Below are 18162 nucleotides of genomic sequence, written 5' to 3'. Positions count from 1 at the left end.
CGAAAACCTACATTTCTTTCTGCCGAAAACCTACATTTTTAAACTGCCCTTGACACATATAAGCCCTCTTGTTCTAAAATCCTCGTTGTAGGACTGCTCCACCAAGCAGCAATCTGCATGTAAGCCCAGGTTCTGGCTGGCTTCATAGTCGAATGATGCTCCGCAAAGCAGAAGCTTGCATATAAGCCCTCTTGTTCTAAAATCCTTGTTGTAGGACTGCTCCACCATGTAGTAATCTCTGCATGTGAGCCCCCCTGTCTTGGCTTCATAGTCGAATGATGCTCCGCAAAGCAGAAGCTTGCATATAAGCCCGCTCATTCTAAAATCCTCAAAACCAGGATTTTAAAATGAGCGGGCTTATACTCCAGCTTCTAAACGCTTTGCTACGCATACTAATCCAGATGTGCCGAATTCTGCAATCTAATCATGTCATAATAATACCCATGCTTCTTCATCAACTCATCATTAGTGCCGCGTTCAACAATCTTGCCGGCATCCAGTACCAGAATTAGGTCAGCATTTTGAATTGTTGACAATCGATGGGCAATTGCAATCGTTGTTCTGCCCTGCTGGAGCTTTGCCAATCCCGTTTGGATAATCTGTTCGGTTTCCGTATCAATGTTTGCGGTTGCCTCATCCAGAATCAGAATCTTGGGATCTGTTACCAACGTTCTGGCAAACGAAATGAGTTGCCGCTGGCCGCTCGAATAGCTGGCTCCTCTTTCAATCACCCTGGCATCATACTTTTGTGGCAAGTCCTCGATAAATTTATCAGCCTGTACAAACTGGGCTGCACTTCTAACTTCTTCGTCACTAATTTTTTCGTTAAACATTCTGATATTTGAGGCCACCGTGCCATAGAACATAAAGGGTTCCTGAAGCACCAAGCCCATTTTTTTGCGTAATTCTTGAATCGGATAATCTCAAATATCGCGGTCATCAAGCAAGATTTGGCCCTCACCAAATTCATAGAAGCGCATCATCACATTGATGATTGATGTTTTTCCACTGCCAGTTTCACCAACCAACGCGACCGTTTGCCCAGGTTCTGCGACAAACGACACATCATGAAGAACTGGATTGACGTTATCGTATGAGAACGTTACGTGTCGAAATTCAATCTTTCCCCGGGTGATCGTTGCACCCTTAACCGGATGTTGCTGGGGTTCGACAGTTTGATCGTCCATTATTCGGAACACTCGCGAACCGGCAACGACACCATCTTGAAAATCACTGAGCCGATCCATCATTTCAGACATTGGGTTGTAAAAGTTATTCAAATAAGTGATAAACGCGTAAATCACACCGGCTGCCACGTATGCGTGCAAGCCACGAACACCAAACATCCCTAAAACAAGTACGGTTCCTAATGCATAAAAGAGGTTAATCATGGGGTTCAATAACAAGGAATTAATCCGAATCATTGCTTTTCGAGTATTGTAGTACTGATCGTTAGTCCCATTAAACTCTTCATTGATCCGCTTCTCCTGCCGAAACTGTTGGATCACGCTAATCCCCGTGATCCCCTCAGCCAACTTCGCATTCAAAAGGCTCAAACGCTCCCGCATCCGCCGGTAAACCCGGGTACTATACCGCTGGTAATACCAAACCATCACAAATAGAAAGGGCATGAACACCAGCAGCCATAGCGAGATTTTAAGATCCACCATGTACATTGCGATAAATGATGAGACCATCGCCGAAATCGTCACGACCAAACTATTAAACAGGGCCCAAAAATTGGCAAATGCCATGGTATCGTTTGTCAACCTGGAAAGAATTGAGCCACTTGGAGTCTGATCAAAATAACGCATCCCCAGGGTGTGCAATTTCGCAAACAGTTTTCGGCGGGTGTTTTCGAGCATATACTCGGCACCCATTTCATATAAATAGGATTGGACGAACTGCATGATTGCCTTCATGACCATTCCAAAGAAGTAAAGCCCCGCAAAGAACCACATCATTTGAAAGTCGGTTCGGCCCACCACCAGATGACTGTCCATGTATACCTGAATAATTCGGGGTAAATAAATATTGACGACGGCAACCGCAATCGAAAACCCTACGGAAAAATAGAAATACCACTTGTAAGGAGCAGCGTAATGGAATAGTCGGCCAATGATCCGCATTTGTTCACCAAACGGAATGCTCTTCGACCAAGCCGATTGATGCTTTGAATTGTCCATTAGTTCGCACCTCCCTTAACTTTCGTTTCCAGTTCCTGGCGCTCAAACATTTCCCGATACCAACCACCACGGGCCATCAGTTCAGCATGAGTGCCCCGTTCAACAATTTGACCGTCATCGATTACCAGAATTTCATCCGCGTTCATCACCGAACTCAACCGGTGAGCAGAGATAATCGTCGTCTTATTTTGACGTTCAGCATGCAAATTAGCCAGGATTTGCGTTTCAGTTTCCGCATCAACGGCCGACAACGCATCATCCAATATTAACAATTCTGGGTTAATTAACAGCGCTCTGGCAATCGCCAACCGTTGTCGCTGACCACCGGACAAAGAAATCCCTTCTTCACCAACAGCGGTATCGTAGCCATCAGGCATTGCCTGGATCTGCTCATATAAATCACTCTTCTGAGCAGCTTCCTCGACCTGAGCCTGACTGGATTCTGGCCGGGCAAAGCGAATGTTCTCCCGAATGGTATCTGAGAACAGAAATGTATCTTGAGGAACATAGCCAATTGCTGGGATCAACGCATCTAGCTTGTAGTGTTTAATATCAATCCCACCAAATTGAATGGATCCCTGATAATTATCAAACTGCCGTAAAATCAATCGTAAAATTGTACTTTTACCAGAACCAACCTTGCCCACCAGGCCCACGGTATGACCTGCAGGCACCTTAAAATTAATATTCTGCAAGGCCGCTCGTTGATCATCCGGATAGGAGAACTTCTGGATATGATAGTCAATCTCACCTTTTGGCGCCTTGTCCACACCATCAGCATCGTCAATGATCGCGCTTTTCTGTTTCAATAGGTCCATTACCCGGTCATAACTGGCATTCCCGCGTTCCAAGGTATTAAACAGCATGCCGACCGCGAACATCGGCCAAACCATCATGGCCAAGTATGAAACAAACGACACTAATGACCCAATTGTGATCGAACCATTTGTCACCAAATAACCGCCATAGACGATGGTGACCACGTATGACAAGGCAATAATCATGGTTGTCATTGGATCAAATAATGAGTCTAGCCGGTTAACCCGCCGGTTGATATTGATTGTGGTGGCAACCTGGTTGTTAAAATCATCCATATCTTCTTGCTGCTGCCCTAAGCCCTTGATCACTTTGATCCCCGTGATACTTTCTTCAGCCTTGTTATTGAGCCGTGAAAAGGCAGCTTGTGAGTCTCTGAAGGCAATATGAATCTTAGTTCCCAAGTATCGAGCCATGACGGCCAATAATGGAAATGGAATAATTGCAATTAATGTCAGCCGCCAATCAATTAGGGTAATCATTGCGATTAAGGTGGTGCCACCAGTGATCATTGAATCTGCAAACTGCAGGATGCCACCGCCGGCCACCCGTTGAATCGCAGACAAATCATTGGTCGCGTGAGCCATCAAGTCACCCGTGCGATATTTTTGGAAGAATTCCAAATCCATTTCGGTGTAGTGTTTAAATAGTCGGTTTCGAAGGACTTTTTCAAGCTTGGCCGCTTCGCCCCAAATAGCAGTCCGCCACATATAACGGGCACCATACTGGGCAAATGCTGCCAAGGTTAATACCCCCAGCAAAACAAGCAGGCTTTGACCCGACAATTTGCCATTATGGATCGTATCAACCAAGACCCCAATAATGCGTGGGGGAACGATCCCAACCAGGGCTGTCAACAGCAGGCCAAATAAGCCAATCAGGTAAATTTTCCATTCCTGCTTGAAGTACCAACCTAATTTGATGAAGATACTCATACTTCCACCTCTTAAAATTAAAAATTAATGAAATAAAACAATTCTAGCATATATTTGATATGTTAACACGGTTACCGTTGCTATGATGTCATTATAGTGTTACTATTTTGACATCAATTATCATGAAATTCTCATAATCACACAATGGAGGTAATTACCATGTTCAGCGAAATTGGACAACTTATATTTGATAATGAAGCCGTCGCGAAAACCTCCGACTTTACCATGGGATTGGAAATCGAAATGCAACGGGTAGACGAAAACGGCAACTTGAGCCAGGAACCCTATCCTGCTGCTGCCGGTGATGAACAAACCAATCCTTGGATTACCAATGATTTTCTGGAAACCATGTCAGAAGTCGTTACCCCGCCTGCTGCTCACGCGCTCGATGCGATGCATTACTTATATAGTATCAACACCGCACTGCGGACGGCTCTTTCACCAGGTGAGCTGCTGTGGCCGCTGTCGATGCCACCCCGCCTGCCAAAGGACAAACGGGAGATCCCGCTTGCTAAAATGGGGCCAAAGAAAGAGGCTTACCTAAAGGAATGGGTTAAACGCCATGGATTTTCAGCCGGAACCCCTTGTGGCGCCCACCTTAACCTCAGTATCGATCCCCATGTTTTCAACTTAGTTTACGATAATATGCAGGACCGCTTTGAATCCAAGGTCGACCTTTCAAACTACTTATATGCAAAAATTGCTCAAGGCTTTCTCCGCTATCGCTGGGTTATTACATATCTGTTTGGTGCCAGTCCGGTGGCAGAAGCGAACTACTTCGACAAAGATAAGGGGCCAGCTGCCCCCATTCGCAGTATTCGTCAAAGTTCGCACGGATTTGGCAATCCATTTCGAGGCGATTACACCACTGTTCAACGATATGTCAACAACATTGAAAAGGGCGTTAAAGAAGGTAAGCTGATCTCCGACTATGAATTTCATGGTGCTGTCCGTTTCAAGGGCAATACCAATTTGAAAGAGTTACCAAAAACCGGTGTTAATTATTTGGAATTGCGAATGTTAGATTTGGATCCCAGCAGTTCCGTGGGCATCCGGACCAATACATTGCGTTTCTTCAGACTGTTAGCCAGCTACTTCATTATGTCGCCCGGTCTGCACCCCGAAGACGTCAGCAGGGTCATCACCCGCGCCGATGCGATGAACGAGGAAGTTTCTGAGGAACATCCAAATGATGTCTCCAAATACCAGGCAAGTGCCAGGGCATTCTTGCGTAGCCTTGAAATGTATGCCAATAAGATCCAATTAGGGCCCGAATATCAAGAAGAAATCGAAGACTTACAGGACCGGGTTGAAAATCCGTTAACTACGCCTAGCGCCAAGTTAATTACGCATTTAAAAGACGGTTCATTAACTGAATACGCAATGCGCCGAGCTAAACGATATCAAGAATCGGCCTTACAGTCAATCAGACCGTTCAAAGGATTCGAGAATAAGACAAAACTGTCCGCCGATCAGCTCAAACATGAGCTATTTAAGGGCAGCTGGGAACCCGACAAAGATAAGCAGCAGGAATAATCATTATATGAAAACAAAATTCACCTATTTTTCATGCTTTTGGGGTATACTCATTGGATAGTTTTGAGGGATCACCTTATATTGTCATTAATCAAAATCAAAAATTGAGGAGGGGTTCATTTGCGCCCAAGAATCGCATTACCTGCCGACACACTTGCTGAGGCAACCAACGTTATTAATGAACGCAACGCAGCGTTCGCACCCCGACCGGCGATTGAAGCAATCGTCAAGTCTGGTGGTATCCCCATTATCTTCCCGAGTGTGAATCCGGAAGATGTTCGCGATTATATGACCCTGTTCGATGGGGTCTGTTTCCCAGGGGGTGCGGATGTCGATCCCACTTTCTACGGCGAAGAGCCTTTCCAGAAATTAGGCATGACGTATCTCAAACGTGACTTATTTGAAATCGAACTATTGAAGCAATCAGTCACTGCCGGCAAAGCCATTATGGGCATTTGCCGTGGCATGCAGCTGATCAACGTTGGTCTGGGCGGAACCCTTTATCAAGACTTATCCCAAGACCTCCATGCAACCTTAAAACATTCACAGGAAGCTCCGGGAAATATGCCCTCTCATCACGTCACAGTTGATCCAAACAGCCGTTTACACGACATCATCGGATCGAGACCGTATGTCAACTCAAGACATCACCAGGCGGTCAAGGACGTTGCGCCATATCTCAAGGTAACCGCCAGAGCGGACGACCAAGTGATTGAAGCGGTCGAATCAATCGACAATGACCAAATCTTGGCAGTCCAGTGGCATCCTGAAAATATTTACAAACACTACGAAGATTCAAAGAAGCTGTTTAAAGACTTTGTGGATCGAAGCCGAAAAGTGGCGGAGAAAACAAGGTAGAGCGCGACGAGCCCCGGGCTGATCCTGGAGCCTAACCTAAGATGGAGTGGCCAATGATGAACGCCTTTTGTTCATTATTGGCCACTCTATCTTAGGCAGTAAGGATCAGGGGCGTCGGGGGCGCGTTTAGAGCGCAGAACCAAGTGAGTGGCACGCTTGGTGGCGCCACAATTCGCCTCCCCATTGCCAACTCCTAATTACACTCATTAAAACAATCAATTCAAAAGGGTCGCCCGTCATCACATTTGACCAAGGCGACCCTTTTACGTACACTGAAGCTACCAGAAACAATCGAAGGGGAGCTTACTATTATGAAAAGATTTCTATTAGGGATCCTAATGGCTGTCAGCCTGTTGTTGATTCCAACAACTGTCACTCACGCCAACACTATCAACCTCAAAGCAATTAATGCGAATGTTCACCGTTACTATCGAACCAACAGAGCTGTCAAAATCAAAGTGGGTTTAGTTAACAAGAATAAGCATTACCTCAGCCGCACCTTAATCCTACCCCCAAATACAATCATTAGTTCAAACAGCGGCACTACCGATAGTAAGGGCCGCATGAATCAAATGGATATCAACATCCGTTATCTGAGCTATGCCGTGGTGAAACCAATCCTCAAGAATGGTTACTATCTTGCCAACCAAGATCCGGAAGGTAATTTTTCGACCAAGCAGTTTACCCGGATTAAGCGACCGGCTTATCGTTTAGCTTATAGCGATGGTGATTTGTATGCGGGTAAGGTTCCCGCCGCCAACAGCAATTTCTATGAAACCAACCAAATCCTGATTACGACTGATGGCTATCTGGAATTCTATCGTTATAATCCGACGAGTTCGCTGACTAATCCAACCAGTGGCTTCTTAAACCAGCCAACTTCTGCTGCTAAGATCACCGCCACCAAGGTAAAGGGCAACTCTCGTTATCTGTACACTCGAACTAAAGTCAGCGGTACCAACGCCACTCATATTAAGAAATCCGGCAACTATCGATATCGGTTGCGAATCACCAATCTTCACAAACCGCAAACCAGAAACTCTGAGAACGGGGCGGGTTACTGGAGTTATTATTCAATCGGGGGAAAGCTTTTCTATACATTGATTGGTAACGATGATGACTAAGTCTTGAAATCGATATCTGATCATTTGAATTTAATTTAGGGTATTCTGCCATACTTCATCCGTTAAGTATGGCAGTTTTTTTAGCGTTTGTTGAGCGGCTTTCAACCGATAAGTAATCATTCGAGTAAATGACCGTCTGAAATCTTTGCCGTGCGTTGCGTACGCTGTGCCGTCAAATCGCTGTTGGCCACTGCTATCCCGATAGTCGATGACAATGTCGCGCATCAACCAGTCGTGCTTTCTCATAAATCGTTTAATAGCAGCGGGTTGATTGACTCGTAACGCAATGCGCGTTAAAAATTGGCGCTGATCAGGGTGGTCTTGGTACCACTGCGCTTCCCGAGAGGAAATACTACCACTATCCCCATTCAATAATTGAGTGGTTAATAAATCTTGAAATTCATTAGTGATTATTAACTCCCTGGATCTTGTTCTATCTGCAAAATACAACCGGGTCGTTTCATATTCGAGGTCGGCATTCAGCGTGTTCGTCACTTTTTGAATTGCGCCAGCTTCATCAAGAAGTTGGGCGTGAAAATTAGCAGAAATAATTGGCATATCCAGCTTGAAACTGACTTGTTCCAGTCTGGGGCTTGTCAGTAAGGGAAGAAGTTGCTTGTTCAAAAAATCAATCAGGGGCTCTTCTTTAACGTTAAGAAGCCGATTGGGTGAAATTTCGATGGTCACTTTAATTTCACCACTGGTACTGCCAAGTAGAGGGGCCGTGGTGACGGTCAAAAACTTTCGAACGGCATAGCCAAATCCCAACGGGCTTCTGACAATATATTCCGTTGAATCAATTAAATGAAGCTGATCGTAAAAGATGACGCCTCGATATTTTTCAGTTCCTACAACTGGAATTGGTCCGCTTTTCTGACTGGCTGGAAAGGCCTCAATTAAGTTCTGTAACATTTTGTATGCTTGCTGAGTCATCGTGCTCGTTAATTTGACCGTTTGGACATCGAAGCTTAGCCCTTTAATTGGATAGCCAATTTGTCGGCGGCTGAATTGTTCATCCATTTGTTGCTGATAACGATGATTAGGCTGCTGATACTGTTCAGTACCGTATTCATTTGGATTAAATATGCGTTCACTATTTGCCAAAATGATCAGTCCACTTCCCTGCTGATCTTAACAATCAGCCAAATATCATGAAATCGTTCGGATTTACGGGTCAATTTTACTGTGAGTTTGCCATTATGTCAAATACAAAAATTAATCAATGGCAACGTTGACAAGATGATAATCAGGTGTTATCATGAATATATATTAACAATTCGAGTTTAATAAAAAAGCAACCAGAGCAAATTTTCATTTGTTTCTGGTTGTTTTTTTCTATCTTGACTTACAAGTTAGTTACTTAATTTCCACGTTTTGACCCTGTCTTAATTTCTCAAGAATTGCTCGTTGTTCAACTGGACTTAAGTTTTCAAAACCAATGGTGGGATTATGAATCAAGTCATCTTGATAGCCCTTTGCAAACTTCACCAATAGGTCTAATAGTCTGTCAGCGGTTGCGTCCGTCCATGTTGTCATCCTGGCGCTAGGGGTTAATGCAGGATTATCAAGTCGCTCTTGCATCTTAAAACATAGTTGTTGAGCGGAGAAAGGAACCACAATATCCGCGCTAAACCGCTGAAGATTACGAATCAATTCATTTGCTTTGTCCTGATACTCGCAAGATTCAAGTGGATCCTCCAAAGCAACGTGCTCGTTTAGTTGCTGTGCCTCTCGAATTTCTTGATCGGCATTTGAAAGGTCAAAGGGCTGCTTGGCAACAAAATAGGCAAACATCAGCCGTACCAAATTGACCGCATCTGCCGAAATGCCTTACGGCTCAAAGGGATCCAAATCAAACATTCGCAATTCAATGTATGCAACCCCGGCAGTGCGTAATTTTTCAACCCCGCCAGTTTGTTTCAACCGCACACTACCGTAGTATTCCCGATCCGCAATTAATGCATCGGTTTTGACTGCCTCCAAAATACCGCCTACATAGTCGCTAACGCTTTGATAACTGGTTAAGAAACCATTACCAAAACCAAAGTGTGAATTTCGTAATGAACGAACTGGATGAGTAGGTGCAGGGGTATCTTTGGCAAAGTAATTCCCAAAAGCCAGCGGTGTTGCGCCAAACAAGTATGTTAACAACCAGCGGTATTGCATGAATCCGACTGCTGCCTGAAGATATGCTTGGTCGACCGCTGCTTGATTTCTTTTTCCACTCAACTGGTTAATCGATTGAGTCGTTAAACCAACATTTACATGAACCCCCGTTTCAGCCGTCCGCTCAATCTTTCGAATTCGGGCAACTTTTTGCCTGTATTCATAGTTATCCTGATCAGTATGCGCAATAATAATGTCGGAATGATCAGCCCGCAACTTTGGTGGCATGCTGTTAGGCCATAAATATTCGCCAGCTGCCAGTTCTCCTCGAAGAGCCTGATGGTAAGCCCCAAGATAGTTTAAAGCTCTTTGAGTTGTTGTCGTAGGCGGGGTAATCAACTCTGATTGGGTTTCTAAAAAATCGTTCTTAATAAAGTGGTGTTGCTTTTCATCCAACAATCCATGGGGATAGTCATAACGACTTAGTTCCCCTTTTGCGTTAATTCGATGAGTCTCAACTTCAAGACCCACGGTTGAATTAATCAAATCAGAAACTTGGGTATCCGAATTTGTTTTAGCCAAAGAAGTCCCCCTCCTTCACAGTTCTCTCTACAATTATTTTTTCTCGTAATTATCTGGTTTGCCCATCACGCCAAATAATCGTTGCCGCAATTCATCTGCGTCCATATCTGGATGTTCCTCAAAACCGGTGAATGGCTTTGGATTTTCATGGGCTCGATTTTGATAGCGGTTAGCCATAGACAAGCCATATGACATGAGTGAACCGTCAACCTCGTGATCCATCAGGGTCGCGGCCGGAGTTAATTTGGGATTATCCAACCGATCCTGCATAGTATCCAAGATCTCTTGATACTCTGGCCCCCACTGAATGGTTGCGCCAAATAATTGCAGCTTATCGAGGAAGTTCTGGGCCTCGTGATGATAAATTGTCTGCTGGGTCGGACTTTCCATCGCAACAACTTCATTCATTGCCCGTCCCTGATCCAGCTTCAGGTTAATCTTATCAGGAGTGGTAATCGGTGGGGTCATCATGAAGTAGCTCAACAGAATTCTAAAAAATCTCACAGCAGAGGTCCGAACTCCAAGAGCCGTTGTTGGGTCCAAATCAAGCATCCGTAACTCAATATAATCCGTCCCGTTTTTAACCATGTGAGTCAAATCGCCATTCATGGACTTCAGACGCACACTGGTATGATATTCAGCCTCACTAAACAAGTTACCGTCTTTAATATTTTGTTCAATATTATCCACATATTCGCGAACCGAACGATAATTATGGGTAACGTCCGAAGTGAGGCCATAATGCGATGACCGAATGCTTCGAACTTCGTGACTTGGTTGATCTTCATTAGGTTTGAAATAATTTTTCTCGGCAACTGGACTATTACCAAATAAATATGTAATCAACCAACGATAATAACCAAATCCTTGCGCTAATTTGATATAAATATAATTAACAAATTCGGCATAGGAGTCGTATTTATCACGCTGAGACTCCCAAACGGTCCGCAATACGTCATCATTAATGCTGACATTTAAATGAACGCCAACAGGTAATCCCTGGGTATCACTGCGCGTTTTAATCCACTTCTCGTAATAAGCCTTTTGCTTTGGATCAACGTTTGCGATTGGAATCGACCGTTTATCTTGCGGCAGAACCGGGGGCATGCTCATTGGCCAAAGAAGTTCGTTTGGTTCCAATGCATTCCGCAAGGTATCATTCAATGCCATCAAATAATGCATTGCATCAAATGACTTCTTGGCCGTTGGGGTAATAATTTCACTCTGGACTTGATAAACATCTGTTTTAATAAAATGATTTTTTCTTTGATTCCCTAAGGCTTTCGGATAGGGCTCCTTTGTCAATTGCCCCGCTGAATTGACCCGGATCGTTTCAACTTCAATTCCCATATTGAAGTCGCTGGCACTGCCCACGATTTCATTATTAAATATGGTTTGACCAATTTCATCAAACATAGACCTACCTCCTCGTAGTACAGAAAATTTATCTTACTCTAACGCAACTGACTTCATTTTTCAAAAGGTTTCTGGATTCATTATTACTTTAATTGTACGTCAATTCGCCAAATTCCTTCAAAATGACGTCTTCGCAACTCTGCTCCCATCATTTTGTTATATAATTATTTCAATACACTTTGGAGGACATTATCATGCAAAAACCAAGAATCAAAGGGATCGGATTGGCCATGATGGGGCCACTGCTTTGGGGAATTTCTGGAACAATTGCCCAATTTCTCTTCACAAGCAAAAACGTCAGTGCCGACTGGCTGGTTTCCGTCCGCATGTTAGTTTCCGGCCTTCTCCTTGTTTTGTTCGGCCTAATCACCGGTGCCAAGGCGAGTTTTGCAGTTTGGCACAATCGAGTCGATGCACTCAAGCTAATCTTTTTTAGCTTTGTCGGCATGGCTGCTTCCCAATATACATATTTTAAGGCCATTGAGTTTGGAAATGCGGCAACAGCAACCATTCTTCAATTTTTATCCCCAGCGGTCATCATTATTTACCTCATGTTTCGAACCCGCAAATTGCCTCGACGCATTGACGTTATTTCGCTCATAATGGCGTTATCTGGGACAGTTCTGTTAGTGACTCATGGGAGGCTAACTACGCTGGCAATCCCCTTACAAGGGCTCCTGTGGGGGTTGGGGACAGCCGTTACCGCCAGTATTTATACTTTACTTCCCGGCAAATTACTCAGAAAATACGGTTCGATCCCAATTGTTGGTTGGTCAATGTTGATCGGTGGCATCTCCTTTAGTTGTTTTTATCAAATTTGGACCGATATGCCCGCCTTTTCCTGGCAAACATACAGTGGAGTTGCCTTCGTGGTAATCTTTGGCACGATGCTGGCCTACCTGTTTTACCTCCAAAGCCTCAGTTATATCCAACCGACAACTGCCAGCGTGCTGGGATCATTCGAACCACTTTCGGCAACAATTTTATCAATCCTCTTGCTGGGAATTAGCTTTGGCCTCCCAGAAACAATTGGTGGTATTCTGATTCTTGGAACAGTCGGGCTTCAATCATGGGCGGCGATGCAAAATAAAATTCCAGCATCATAATTAACGCACAAAAAGCTGATCGATTCATCCGCAATGGGGGATGGCAATCAGCTTTTTATTTGTTAATCGACTTTTTTGTAGCGTTCCGCTTCTTTCGCATTTAAGCCGGCTTCTCGCAGCTTGGAAGCTACAGAAAAGCCGTCTTCCTTATCCACGTGAATTTCAACTACTTTCGTGGTTCCTTGGTGCGTCACCATTAAAGTTTGAATGTTTAATTGATTTTCGGCCATGATTTTACCAATATCGAAGATAACGCCCGGCCGGTCTTTTTCCACGAACACTTGAACCACCGTGCCATCTTCGTTATAGTCGGTCACGTCCAAGAAAGCATCCAGTATGTCATTGTTGGTGATGATCCCAACCACGGCGCCCGCACTCATAACCGGTAAGACGCCAATTTGGTACTTGCGCATTTCATAGATCGCATCTTCAAGAAAATCGTCGGCATTAATCGTATGAACAGTCGGCTCCATGACATCCTTAACCGTCATTTTATTCAATAAGTAATTATATTCATAAATTGATAAGCTAGTGGCCTTCGAGGGTGAAGCAGCTTGAATCGTCCCCTGGGTCACCAAACCAACCAATTCGCCGTCATCAATCACTGGTAATCGATGAATGTTGTTCTCTTTCATGATATTCACAGCGACACTGACCTTAGTCTCGGGCGGCACGGTGATTACGTTGGCGGACATAAAATCTCTTACACTCATTATCTAACCTCCCAAGTATGCTTTTTGAACTTCTTTGTTAGCCAGTAATTCGGACCCGGTGCCGGTCAGTTGAACCTTCCCGGTCGAAAGAACGTAACCTCGATCGGCAATTGATAATGCTTTTTTGGCATTTTGTTCGATCAAAAGAACGGTTGTCCCTTGCTTATTAATCTCTTTGATAATATCAAAAATTTCATTAATAAAAATTGGTGCAAGCCCCATCGACGGTTCGTCCAATAGAATAAGCTTGGGATTGGCCATTAAGGCTCGACCCATTGCAAGCATTTGCTGCTCGCCACCAGACAACGTTGCGGCATCTTGATTTTTCCGTTGTTTTAAAATCGGAAACCGTTCGAAAACTTCATCGAAAGTTTGCTTAATTTTGGAACGGTCCTTCACCAAGAATGAGCCCATTTGCAAGTTTTCCATCACCGACAGTCCTGAGAAAATGTGCCGGCCTTCTGGGACTTGAGAGATCCCTTCAGCAACTACTTTAGGTGCCTTCTGAGACTGAATTTCCTTGTTTTCATAAATAATCTTGCCACTTTTAGGCTTCAGGAGGCCGGAAATCGTCTTCAAAATGGTTGATTTACCTGCACCATTAGCGCCGATTAATGACACAATCTCACCTTCGTTAATATCAAAACTTACGCCCTTGACGGCATTAATCACGCCATAATTGACAACTAAATCATTCACTTGTAGTAACATTGTGTCATTACGCCTCCTCACCTAGATAAGCTTTAATCACTGCTGGGTTCGCCTGGATTTCATCAGGAGTTCCTTGAGCTAACAATGAACCATGATCCAATACATAAATGCGTTGGGCAAGGTTCATAACCAGCGACATATCATGTTCAATCAGCAAAATGGTAATGTGGAAACTATGTTGCACTTTCAAGATCAATTGCGTGAGGTTGGCGGTCTCTTCAGGATTCATCCCGGCAGCCGGTTCGTCCAAGAAAAGGATTTGCGGTTTAGTTGCCAGCGCCCGAACAATTTCCAGTCGGCGTTGGGTGCCGTATGGCAAGTTTTTTGCCAACACATCAACATCGTCAGTCAATTCAAAGATTGCCAATAATTTCTTAGCTTCTGCCACCAATCGAGCCTCAGTTTTGTAGTAACTGGGGAACCGGAAGATGGTTGGGATAAAACCTTCTTTAAACTTGCTGGTCATGGCGATTAACACATTATCCAACACACTCAGATTTTTAAATAATCGAATGTTTTGAAATGTCCGCGAAAGGCCCATATCGGCAATTTTATACGCAGGTTTGCCATTGAGTGGGTAAGTCCCATTTTCACCGCTCAAAACAATTGAACCAGATGACGCTGGAATCACCCCAGTTAGCAGATTAAACAAAGTGGTTTTCCCAGCCCCATTCGGGCCAATCAAGGCAACCAGTTCATTGTTATCCAAATGCATCGAAACGTTGGAAACGGCAGTCAAGCCACCGAAGTTTTTCACGAGGTTCTCAACTTGTAATAGCTTACTCATGATTCAACCCGCTCCTTTCGTTTTGATCGGCTGAAAATCTTTTTGATGGACAATTCCCAAGTTCCTAGTAGCCCAGATGGTTTGAAGATCATAATCAAAATCAAAGCAGCCGCGTAAATAACCATCCGCAAGGCACCAAAGTTTTGCAGCACAGTATCCAGTACTCCCAGAACAACTGCGGCAACGAATGTGCCGGTGATACTACCGACCCCACCAAGGACGACGATGATCAAAATCGAAATCGACTCCATAATTCCAAAGTCGTTCGGCGCAATGGTTTGCAGGTACGACGCATGAAGCGAACCGGCAACGGCTGCTGTTGAAGCGCCAAGAACAAATGCGGCTAGTTTCCACTTCGTGACATTGATTCCCATAGCTTCAGCCGCAATCTCATCTTCGCGAACTGATTTGACGGCGCGTCCAGCCCGACTATGAATGAAATTGACGATAATGATCGTGGTAACGCAAACCATAATGTACACCGTTGGCCAGTCAGCAAATTGCGGAATATTAAACATCCCAGCTGCCCCACCAGTGATTTTCATATTATTAATGAGAATTCGGATAATTTCCGAAGCCCCCATTGTGGCAATCGCAAGGTAATCACCTCGGAGTCGCAACGTTGGCACCCCAACGATCAAGGCGGCGACAATCGAAATCACGATTCCGATAAAGATCGATGCGTAGAACCCCCCCGGCGTGCTGGCAGTTTGCGTGACGATTGCAGTCGCATATGCCCCAATGGCCATGAAACCGGCATGGCCAAGTGAGAACTGACCCGCGAACCCAATAATTAAATTGAGGCCGGTCGCTAAGATAATGTTAATGCCGATAGTCACCAACATGTTTTCGATAAATGAATCGATCACCCCAACCAAAATCAAGGTATTCATTAAGTAAAAGCCGGCAACCATAATTATCAGCCAAACCAGATTGTATTTAAAATTTGCTTTCAAATTAGATCACCTACACTTTTTCTTTGGTATTCTTGCCGAAAATTCCTGCTGGCAAGATCAAGAGAATCACGATCAAGACGAAGTACACAACGGCATCTTTGTATGCTGACAGCCCAATCGACTGGACAAAGGTTTCCAAAATTCCAATGATAAAGCCACCAACGGAAGCGCCAGGAACCGAACCAATGCCACCAAGAACTGCGGCAACGAACGCCTTAATCCCGGGGGTCATTCCCATCAATGGATCAATCGAATTGTAATACAATCCAATCAGAACACCGGCAGCCCCAGCAAGTGCTGAGCCAAGGGCAAAGGTAAACGAAATCGTCCAGTTAATGTTAATCCCAACCAATTCGGCTGCATCAGGGTCCACGGAAACTGCTCGCATTGCTCGGCCCATTTTGGTTTTCTTAATGATCAATTGAAGTAGAACCATCAACACACACGCAGTGACCAAAATAAGAATCTGAATATTTGAAATCAAAACACCGCCAATATGATAGTTGACCTGCTTGATAATCTGCGGGAAATCGCGGGTGTTTGAACTGAATAGGTAAGACATCCCGTTTTCAAGTAGAAATGATACCCCGATTGCGGTGATCAATGCGGTGATCCGCGGTGAATGCCGCAATGGCCGGTAAGCGAAGTATTCAATGATAACCCCACTAGCCGCCCCAACGAGCATCGCCGACAATAATGCACTGATAAAGTTGAAGTGCCAGACATTAATGACGTAATATCCCCAAAAAGCACCCAACATGTAAATATCACCATGCGCAAAATTGATCAGTTTGATGATCCCATAAACCATTGTGTACCCGAGAGCAAGCAACGCGTAGATACTTCCAAGTGAAAGCCCATTAATAATTTGCTGAAAAAATGTTTCCAAAATGTGTTCCTCCTCTCGAGGTAAAGTTGTTGGCTACGTTGCTGAATGATGCTCCATCAAGCAGAAGCTTCCTCATAAGCACCTGGCTACGTAGCTGAATGATGCTCCACAAAGCAGAAACTTCCTCATAAGCACCTTCAGTTAAAATCCCAAAACCCAGGATTTTAACTGAAGGAGACTTATGATCCAGTTTCTAACCGCTTTGTTACGCATACTACTTGATATCAAACGAATTGCTTACCTTACCTTTGGTCAACTGTTCGATTGCAATTGGTTTCTCTGGGTCATGATTCTTGTTCATGGTGATTTTACCTGTGACACCATCAAAATCTTTGATGTTTGCGAGGCCTTTCGCAATTTTGACAGAGTCTGCAGATTTTTCGTTTTCAATGGCTGTTTTAATCATGTAAACCGAATCATATGCAAGGGCTGAGAATGTTGGCGCATCTTGGTGATAACGGGCCTTGTACTTGTTCATGAATTTGACAGCTGTTGGGTTATCCTTAGCAACATCATCAGAGAATGGTGTCGTGTAGTAAATCTTGCTTGCGTTCTGGTCACCAGCAATTTGGGCCAACTTAGGATCGGCCATTCCATCACTACCAACGATTGGAACATTAATGCCGGCTTGACGGGCTTGCTTAATAATCAAGCCAAGTTCGTTATAGTAACCAGGAGCATAAATGGCATCAATCTTCTTTGATTTGAATGAGGTCAAAACAGCATTGAAATCTTTGTCACCAGCAGTGAAGAATTGGCTATCAACCACTTTGCCGGTATAAGCTTTCTTGAAGGCTTTTGCCAAACCAGTTCCATAATCACTTGAGTTATCAGCGTAGACGGCAACCCGCTTTGCTTTCAATGTATTGGTCATGAATTTAGCGGCCGTGCTTCCTTGGAAGTTGTTTTGGTAACAAGCTCTAAATACGTAGGGTTGAACCTTGCCATTCTTTTGAAGCGTATAAGCTGGGTCAGTCGCTGAAGGGCTCACACTGGGAACAGCTGCCTTTGTGATGTTTGGAATCTCGGCAGTCCCGGCATTGGTTGTTGCCGGGCCAACGATTGCAGCAACCTTATCATTATTAACAAGTTGAGCTGCAACGGACGCCGAGGTGTTAGTTGAGGTCTTGTTATCGCGAATAATCAACTTAATCTTTTTCTTCTTACCATTTACATTAATTCCGCCATCTTTGTTAATTTCAGCAGCCGCAAGTTGGATCCCTTGTTTCTGTGAATTACCATAGCCGGCAGCGGCACCGGAAAGTTCCATGTTGACGCCAATTTTGATTGTGTTACCAGTTGTTTGGTTCCCTTTAGTTGTCGTTTTGGCGGTACTACATCCGGCAAAAATTCCTGCAGTCATTACAATCGCGGCCATGCTGAGAACTTTCTTAGAAACTGTTTGAGATCTCTAAAAGCGGCGTAGGAAAACTGAGACAAA

The 18162-nt window shown here is 44.3% G+C and carries 15 protein-coding genes and 1 pseudogene; 4 read left to right on the top strand and 12 right to left on the bottom strand.

Annotated elements, in window-relative coordinates; all coding sequences use genetic code 11:
* Window positions 1-392: 392 nt before the first annotated feature.
* A pseudogene (locus FD12_RS07510) lies at window positions 393-2186 on the bottom strand (ABC transporter ATP-binding protein).
* The gene (locus FD12_RS07505) at window positions 2186-3937 is read right to left on the bottom strand and encodes an ABC transporter ATP-binding protein (RefSeq protein ID WP_056982425.1); all 1752 of its coding nucleotides are present in this window, start codon (window positions 3935-3937) and stop codon (window positions 2186-2188) included. Before FD12_RS07505 ends, FD12_RS07510 begins: the two are co-directional and overlap by 1 nt.
* A 159-nt stretch (window positions 3938-4096) precedes the next feature.
* Here FD12_RS07505 and FD12_RS07500 point away from each other — a divergent pair, with 159 nt between their 5' ends.
* The 3 genes from FD12_RS07500 (at window position 4097) to FD12_RS07490 (ending at window position 7455) form a co-directional block, all read left to right on the top strand.
* Window positions 4097-5473: a glutamate--cysteine ligase gene (locus FD12_RS07500; RefSeq protein ID WP_054748942.1), complete on the top strand. Its 1377-nt coding sequence runs from the start codon at window positions 4097-4099 to the stop codon at window positions 5471-5473.
* A gap of 120 nt (window positions 5474-5593) precedes the next feature.
* Window positions 5594-6331, top strand: a complete 738-nt coding sequence (locus FD12_RS07495) for a gamma-glutamyl-gamma-aminobutyrate hydrolase family protein (protein WP_054748943.1) — start codon at window positions 5594-5596, stop codon at window positions 6329-6331.
* A 311-nt stretch (window positions 6332-6642) separates the two neighbouring features.
* Window positions 6643-7455, top strand: coding sequence for a hypothetical protein (locus FD12_RS07490; protein WP_056982423.1), 813 nt, complete (start codon window positions 6643-6645; stop codon window positions 7453-7455).
* A 30-nt stretch (window positions 7456-7485) separates the two neighbouring features.
* On the opposite strand, the gene FD12_RS07485 is transcribed toward FD12_RS07490, so the two are convergent.
* The 4 genes from FD12_RS07485 to FD12_RS07475 form a co-directional block, all read right to left on the bottom strand.
* Window positions 7486-8559 carry a hypothetical protein gene (locus tag FD12_RS07485; protein ID WP_054748945.1) on the bottom strand — a complete coding sequence of 358 codons (1074 nt, stop codon included), beginning with the start codon at window positions 8557-8559 and terminating at the stop codon, window positions 7486-7488.
* Window positions 8560-8811: 252 nt separating this feature from the next.
* Window positions 8812-9249 (bottom strand): hypothetical protein, encoded by a 438-nt coding sequence (locus FD12_RS14225; protein ID WP_225427340.1) that lies wholly within the window; start codon window positions 9247-9249, stop codon window positions 8812-8814.
* 36 nt (window positions 9250-9285) lie between these two features.
* Window positions 9286-10143 carry a hypothetical protein gene (locus tag FD12_RS14220; RefSeq protein WP_225427338.1) on the bottom strand — a complete coding sequence of 286 codons (858 nt, stop codon included), beginning with the start codon at window positions 10141-10143 and terminating at the stop codon, window positions 9286-9288.
* Window positions 10144-10176: 33 nt separating this feature from the next.
* Window positions 10177-11559, bottom strand: coding sequence for a glutamate--cysteine ligase (locus tag FD12_RS07475; RefSeq protein ID WP_056982421.1), 1383 nt, complete (start codon window positions 11557-11559; stop codon window positions 10177-10179).
* Window positions 11560-11753: 194 nt separating this feature from the next.
* Here FD12_RS07475 and FD12_RS07470 point away from each other — a divergent pair, with 194 nt between their 5' ends.
* Window positions 11754-12665 (top strand): DMT family transporter, encoded by a 912-nt coding sequence (locus FD12_RS07470; RefSeq protein ID WP_056982419.1) that lies wholly within the window; start codon window positions 11754-11756, stop codon window positions 12663-12665.
* A 62-nt stretch (window positions 12666-12727) separates the two neighbouring features.
* On the opposite strand, the gene FD12_RS07465 is transcribed toward FD12_RS07470, so the two are convergent.
* The 6 genes from FD12_RS07465 to FD12_RS07440 all read right to left on the bottom strand — a co-directional run bounded on the left by FD12_RS07465 (window position 12728) and on the right by FD12_RS07440 (window position 18099).
* Window positions 12728-13378 carry a CBS domain-containing protein gene (locus FD12_RS07465; protein ID WP_054748946.1) on the bottom strand — a complete coding sequence of 217 codons (651 nt, stop codon included), beginning with the start codon at window positions 13376-13378 and terminating at the stop codon, window positions 12728-12730.
* Between the two features lie 3 nt (window positions 13379-13381).
* Window positions 13382-14089, bottom strand: a complete 708-nt coding sequence (locus FD12_RS07460; RefSeq protein ID WP_056982417.1) for an ABC transporter ATP-binding protein — start codon at window positions 14087-14089, stop codon at window positions 13382-13384.
* Window positions 14090-14096: 7 nt separating this feature from the next.
* Complete coding sequence (locus FD12_RS07455) at window positions 14097-14876, bottom strand: ABC transporter ATP-binding protein (protein ID WP_054748947.1); 780 nt, start codon at window positions 14874-14876, stop codon at window positions 14097-14099.
* On the bottom strand, window positions 14873-15790 hold the full coding sequence (locus FD12_RS07450) for a branched-chain amino acid ABC transporter permease (protein ID WP_186825968.1): 918 nt from the start codon (window positions 15788-15790) through the stop codon (window positions 14873-14875). The genes FD12_RS07455 and FD12_RS07450 overlap by 4 nt, the downstream gene beginning before the upstream one ends.
* A 52-nt stretch (window positions 15791-15842) precedes the next feature.
* Window positions 15843-16721: a branched-chain amino acid ABC transporter permease gene (locus FD12_RS07445; protein ID WP_054748948.1), complete on the bottom strand. Its 879-nt coding sequence runs from the start codon at window positions 16719-16721 to the stop codon at window positions 15843-15845.
* 214 nt (window positions 16722-16935) lie between these two features.
* Entirely contained in the window at window positions 16936-18099 is a 1164-nt protein-coding gene (locus FD12_RS07440; RefSeq protein WP_056982412.1) for an ABC transporter substrate-binding protein, read from the bottom strand.
* Between the last annotated feature and the right edge of the window lie 63 nt (window positions 18100-18162).

Source organism: Lentilactobacillus rapi DSM 19907 = JCM 15042 (assembly GCF_001436255.1).
In the GTDB taxonomy this organism is placed as follows: Bacteria; Bacillota; Bacilli; order Lactobacillales; family Lactobacillaceae; genus Lentilactobacillus; species Lentilactobacillus rapi.
The sequence above is the reverse complement of the archived record's forward strand: the minus strand, read 5'-3'. Positions and strand labels throughout refer to the sequence as shown.

Bases quoted from the DNA above. Each gene is read 5' to 3' on its own strand.
- FD12_RS07500 (WP_054748942.1), top strand. From the start codon at position 4,097: ATGTTCAGCGAAATTGGACAACTTATATTTGATAATGAAGCCGTCGCG.
- FD12_RS14225 (WP_225427340.1), bottom strand. From the start codon at position 9,249: ATGTTTGCCTATTTTGTTGCCAAGCAGCCCTTTGACCTTTCAAATGCC.
- FD12_RS07440 (WP_056982412.1), bottom strand. From the start codon at position 18,099: ATGGCCGCGATTGTAATGACTGCAGGAATTTTTGCCGGATGTAGTACC.
- FD12_RS07475 (WP_056982421.1), bottom strand. From the start codon at position 11,559: ATGTTTGATGAAATTGGTCAAACCATATTTAATAATGAAATCGTGGGC.
- FD12_RS07465 (WP_054748946.1), bottom strand. From the start codon at position 13,378: ATGAGTGTAAGAGATTTTATGTCCGCCAACGTAATCACCGTGCCGCCC.
- FD12_RS07470 (WP_056982419.1), top strand. From the start codon at position 11,754: ATGCAAAAACCAAGAATCAAAGGGATCGGATTGGCCATGATGGGGCCA.
- FD12_RS07455 (WP_054748947.1), bottom strand. From the start codon at position 14,876: ATGAGTAAGCTATTACAAGTTGAGAACCTCGTGAAAAACTTCGGTGGC.
- FD12_RS07505 (WP_056982425.1), bottom strand. From the start codon at position 3,937: ATGAGTATCTTCATCAAATTAGGTTGGTACTTCAAGCAGGAATGGAAA.
- FD12_RS07460 (WP_056982417.1), bottom strand. From the start codon at position 14,089: ATGTTACTACAAGTGAATGATTTAGTTGTCAATTATGGCGTGATTAAT.
- FD12_RS07450 (WP_186825968.1), bottom strand. From the start codon at position 15,790: ATGGTTGCCGGCTTTTACTTAATGAATACCTTGATTTTGGTTGGGGTG.
- FD12_RS07490 (WP_056982423.1), top strand. From the start codon at position 6,643: ATGAAAAGATTTCTATTAGGGATCCTAATGGCTGTCAGCCTGTTGTTG.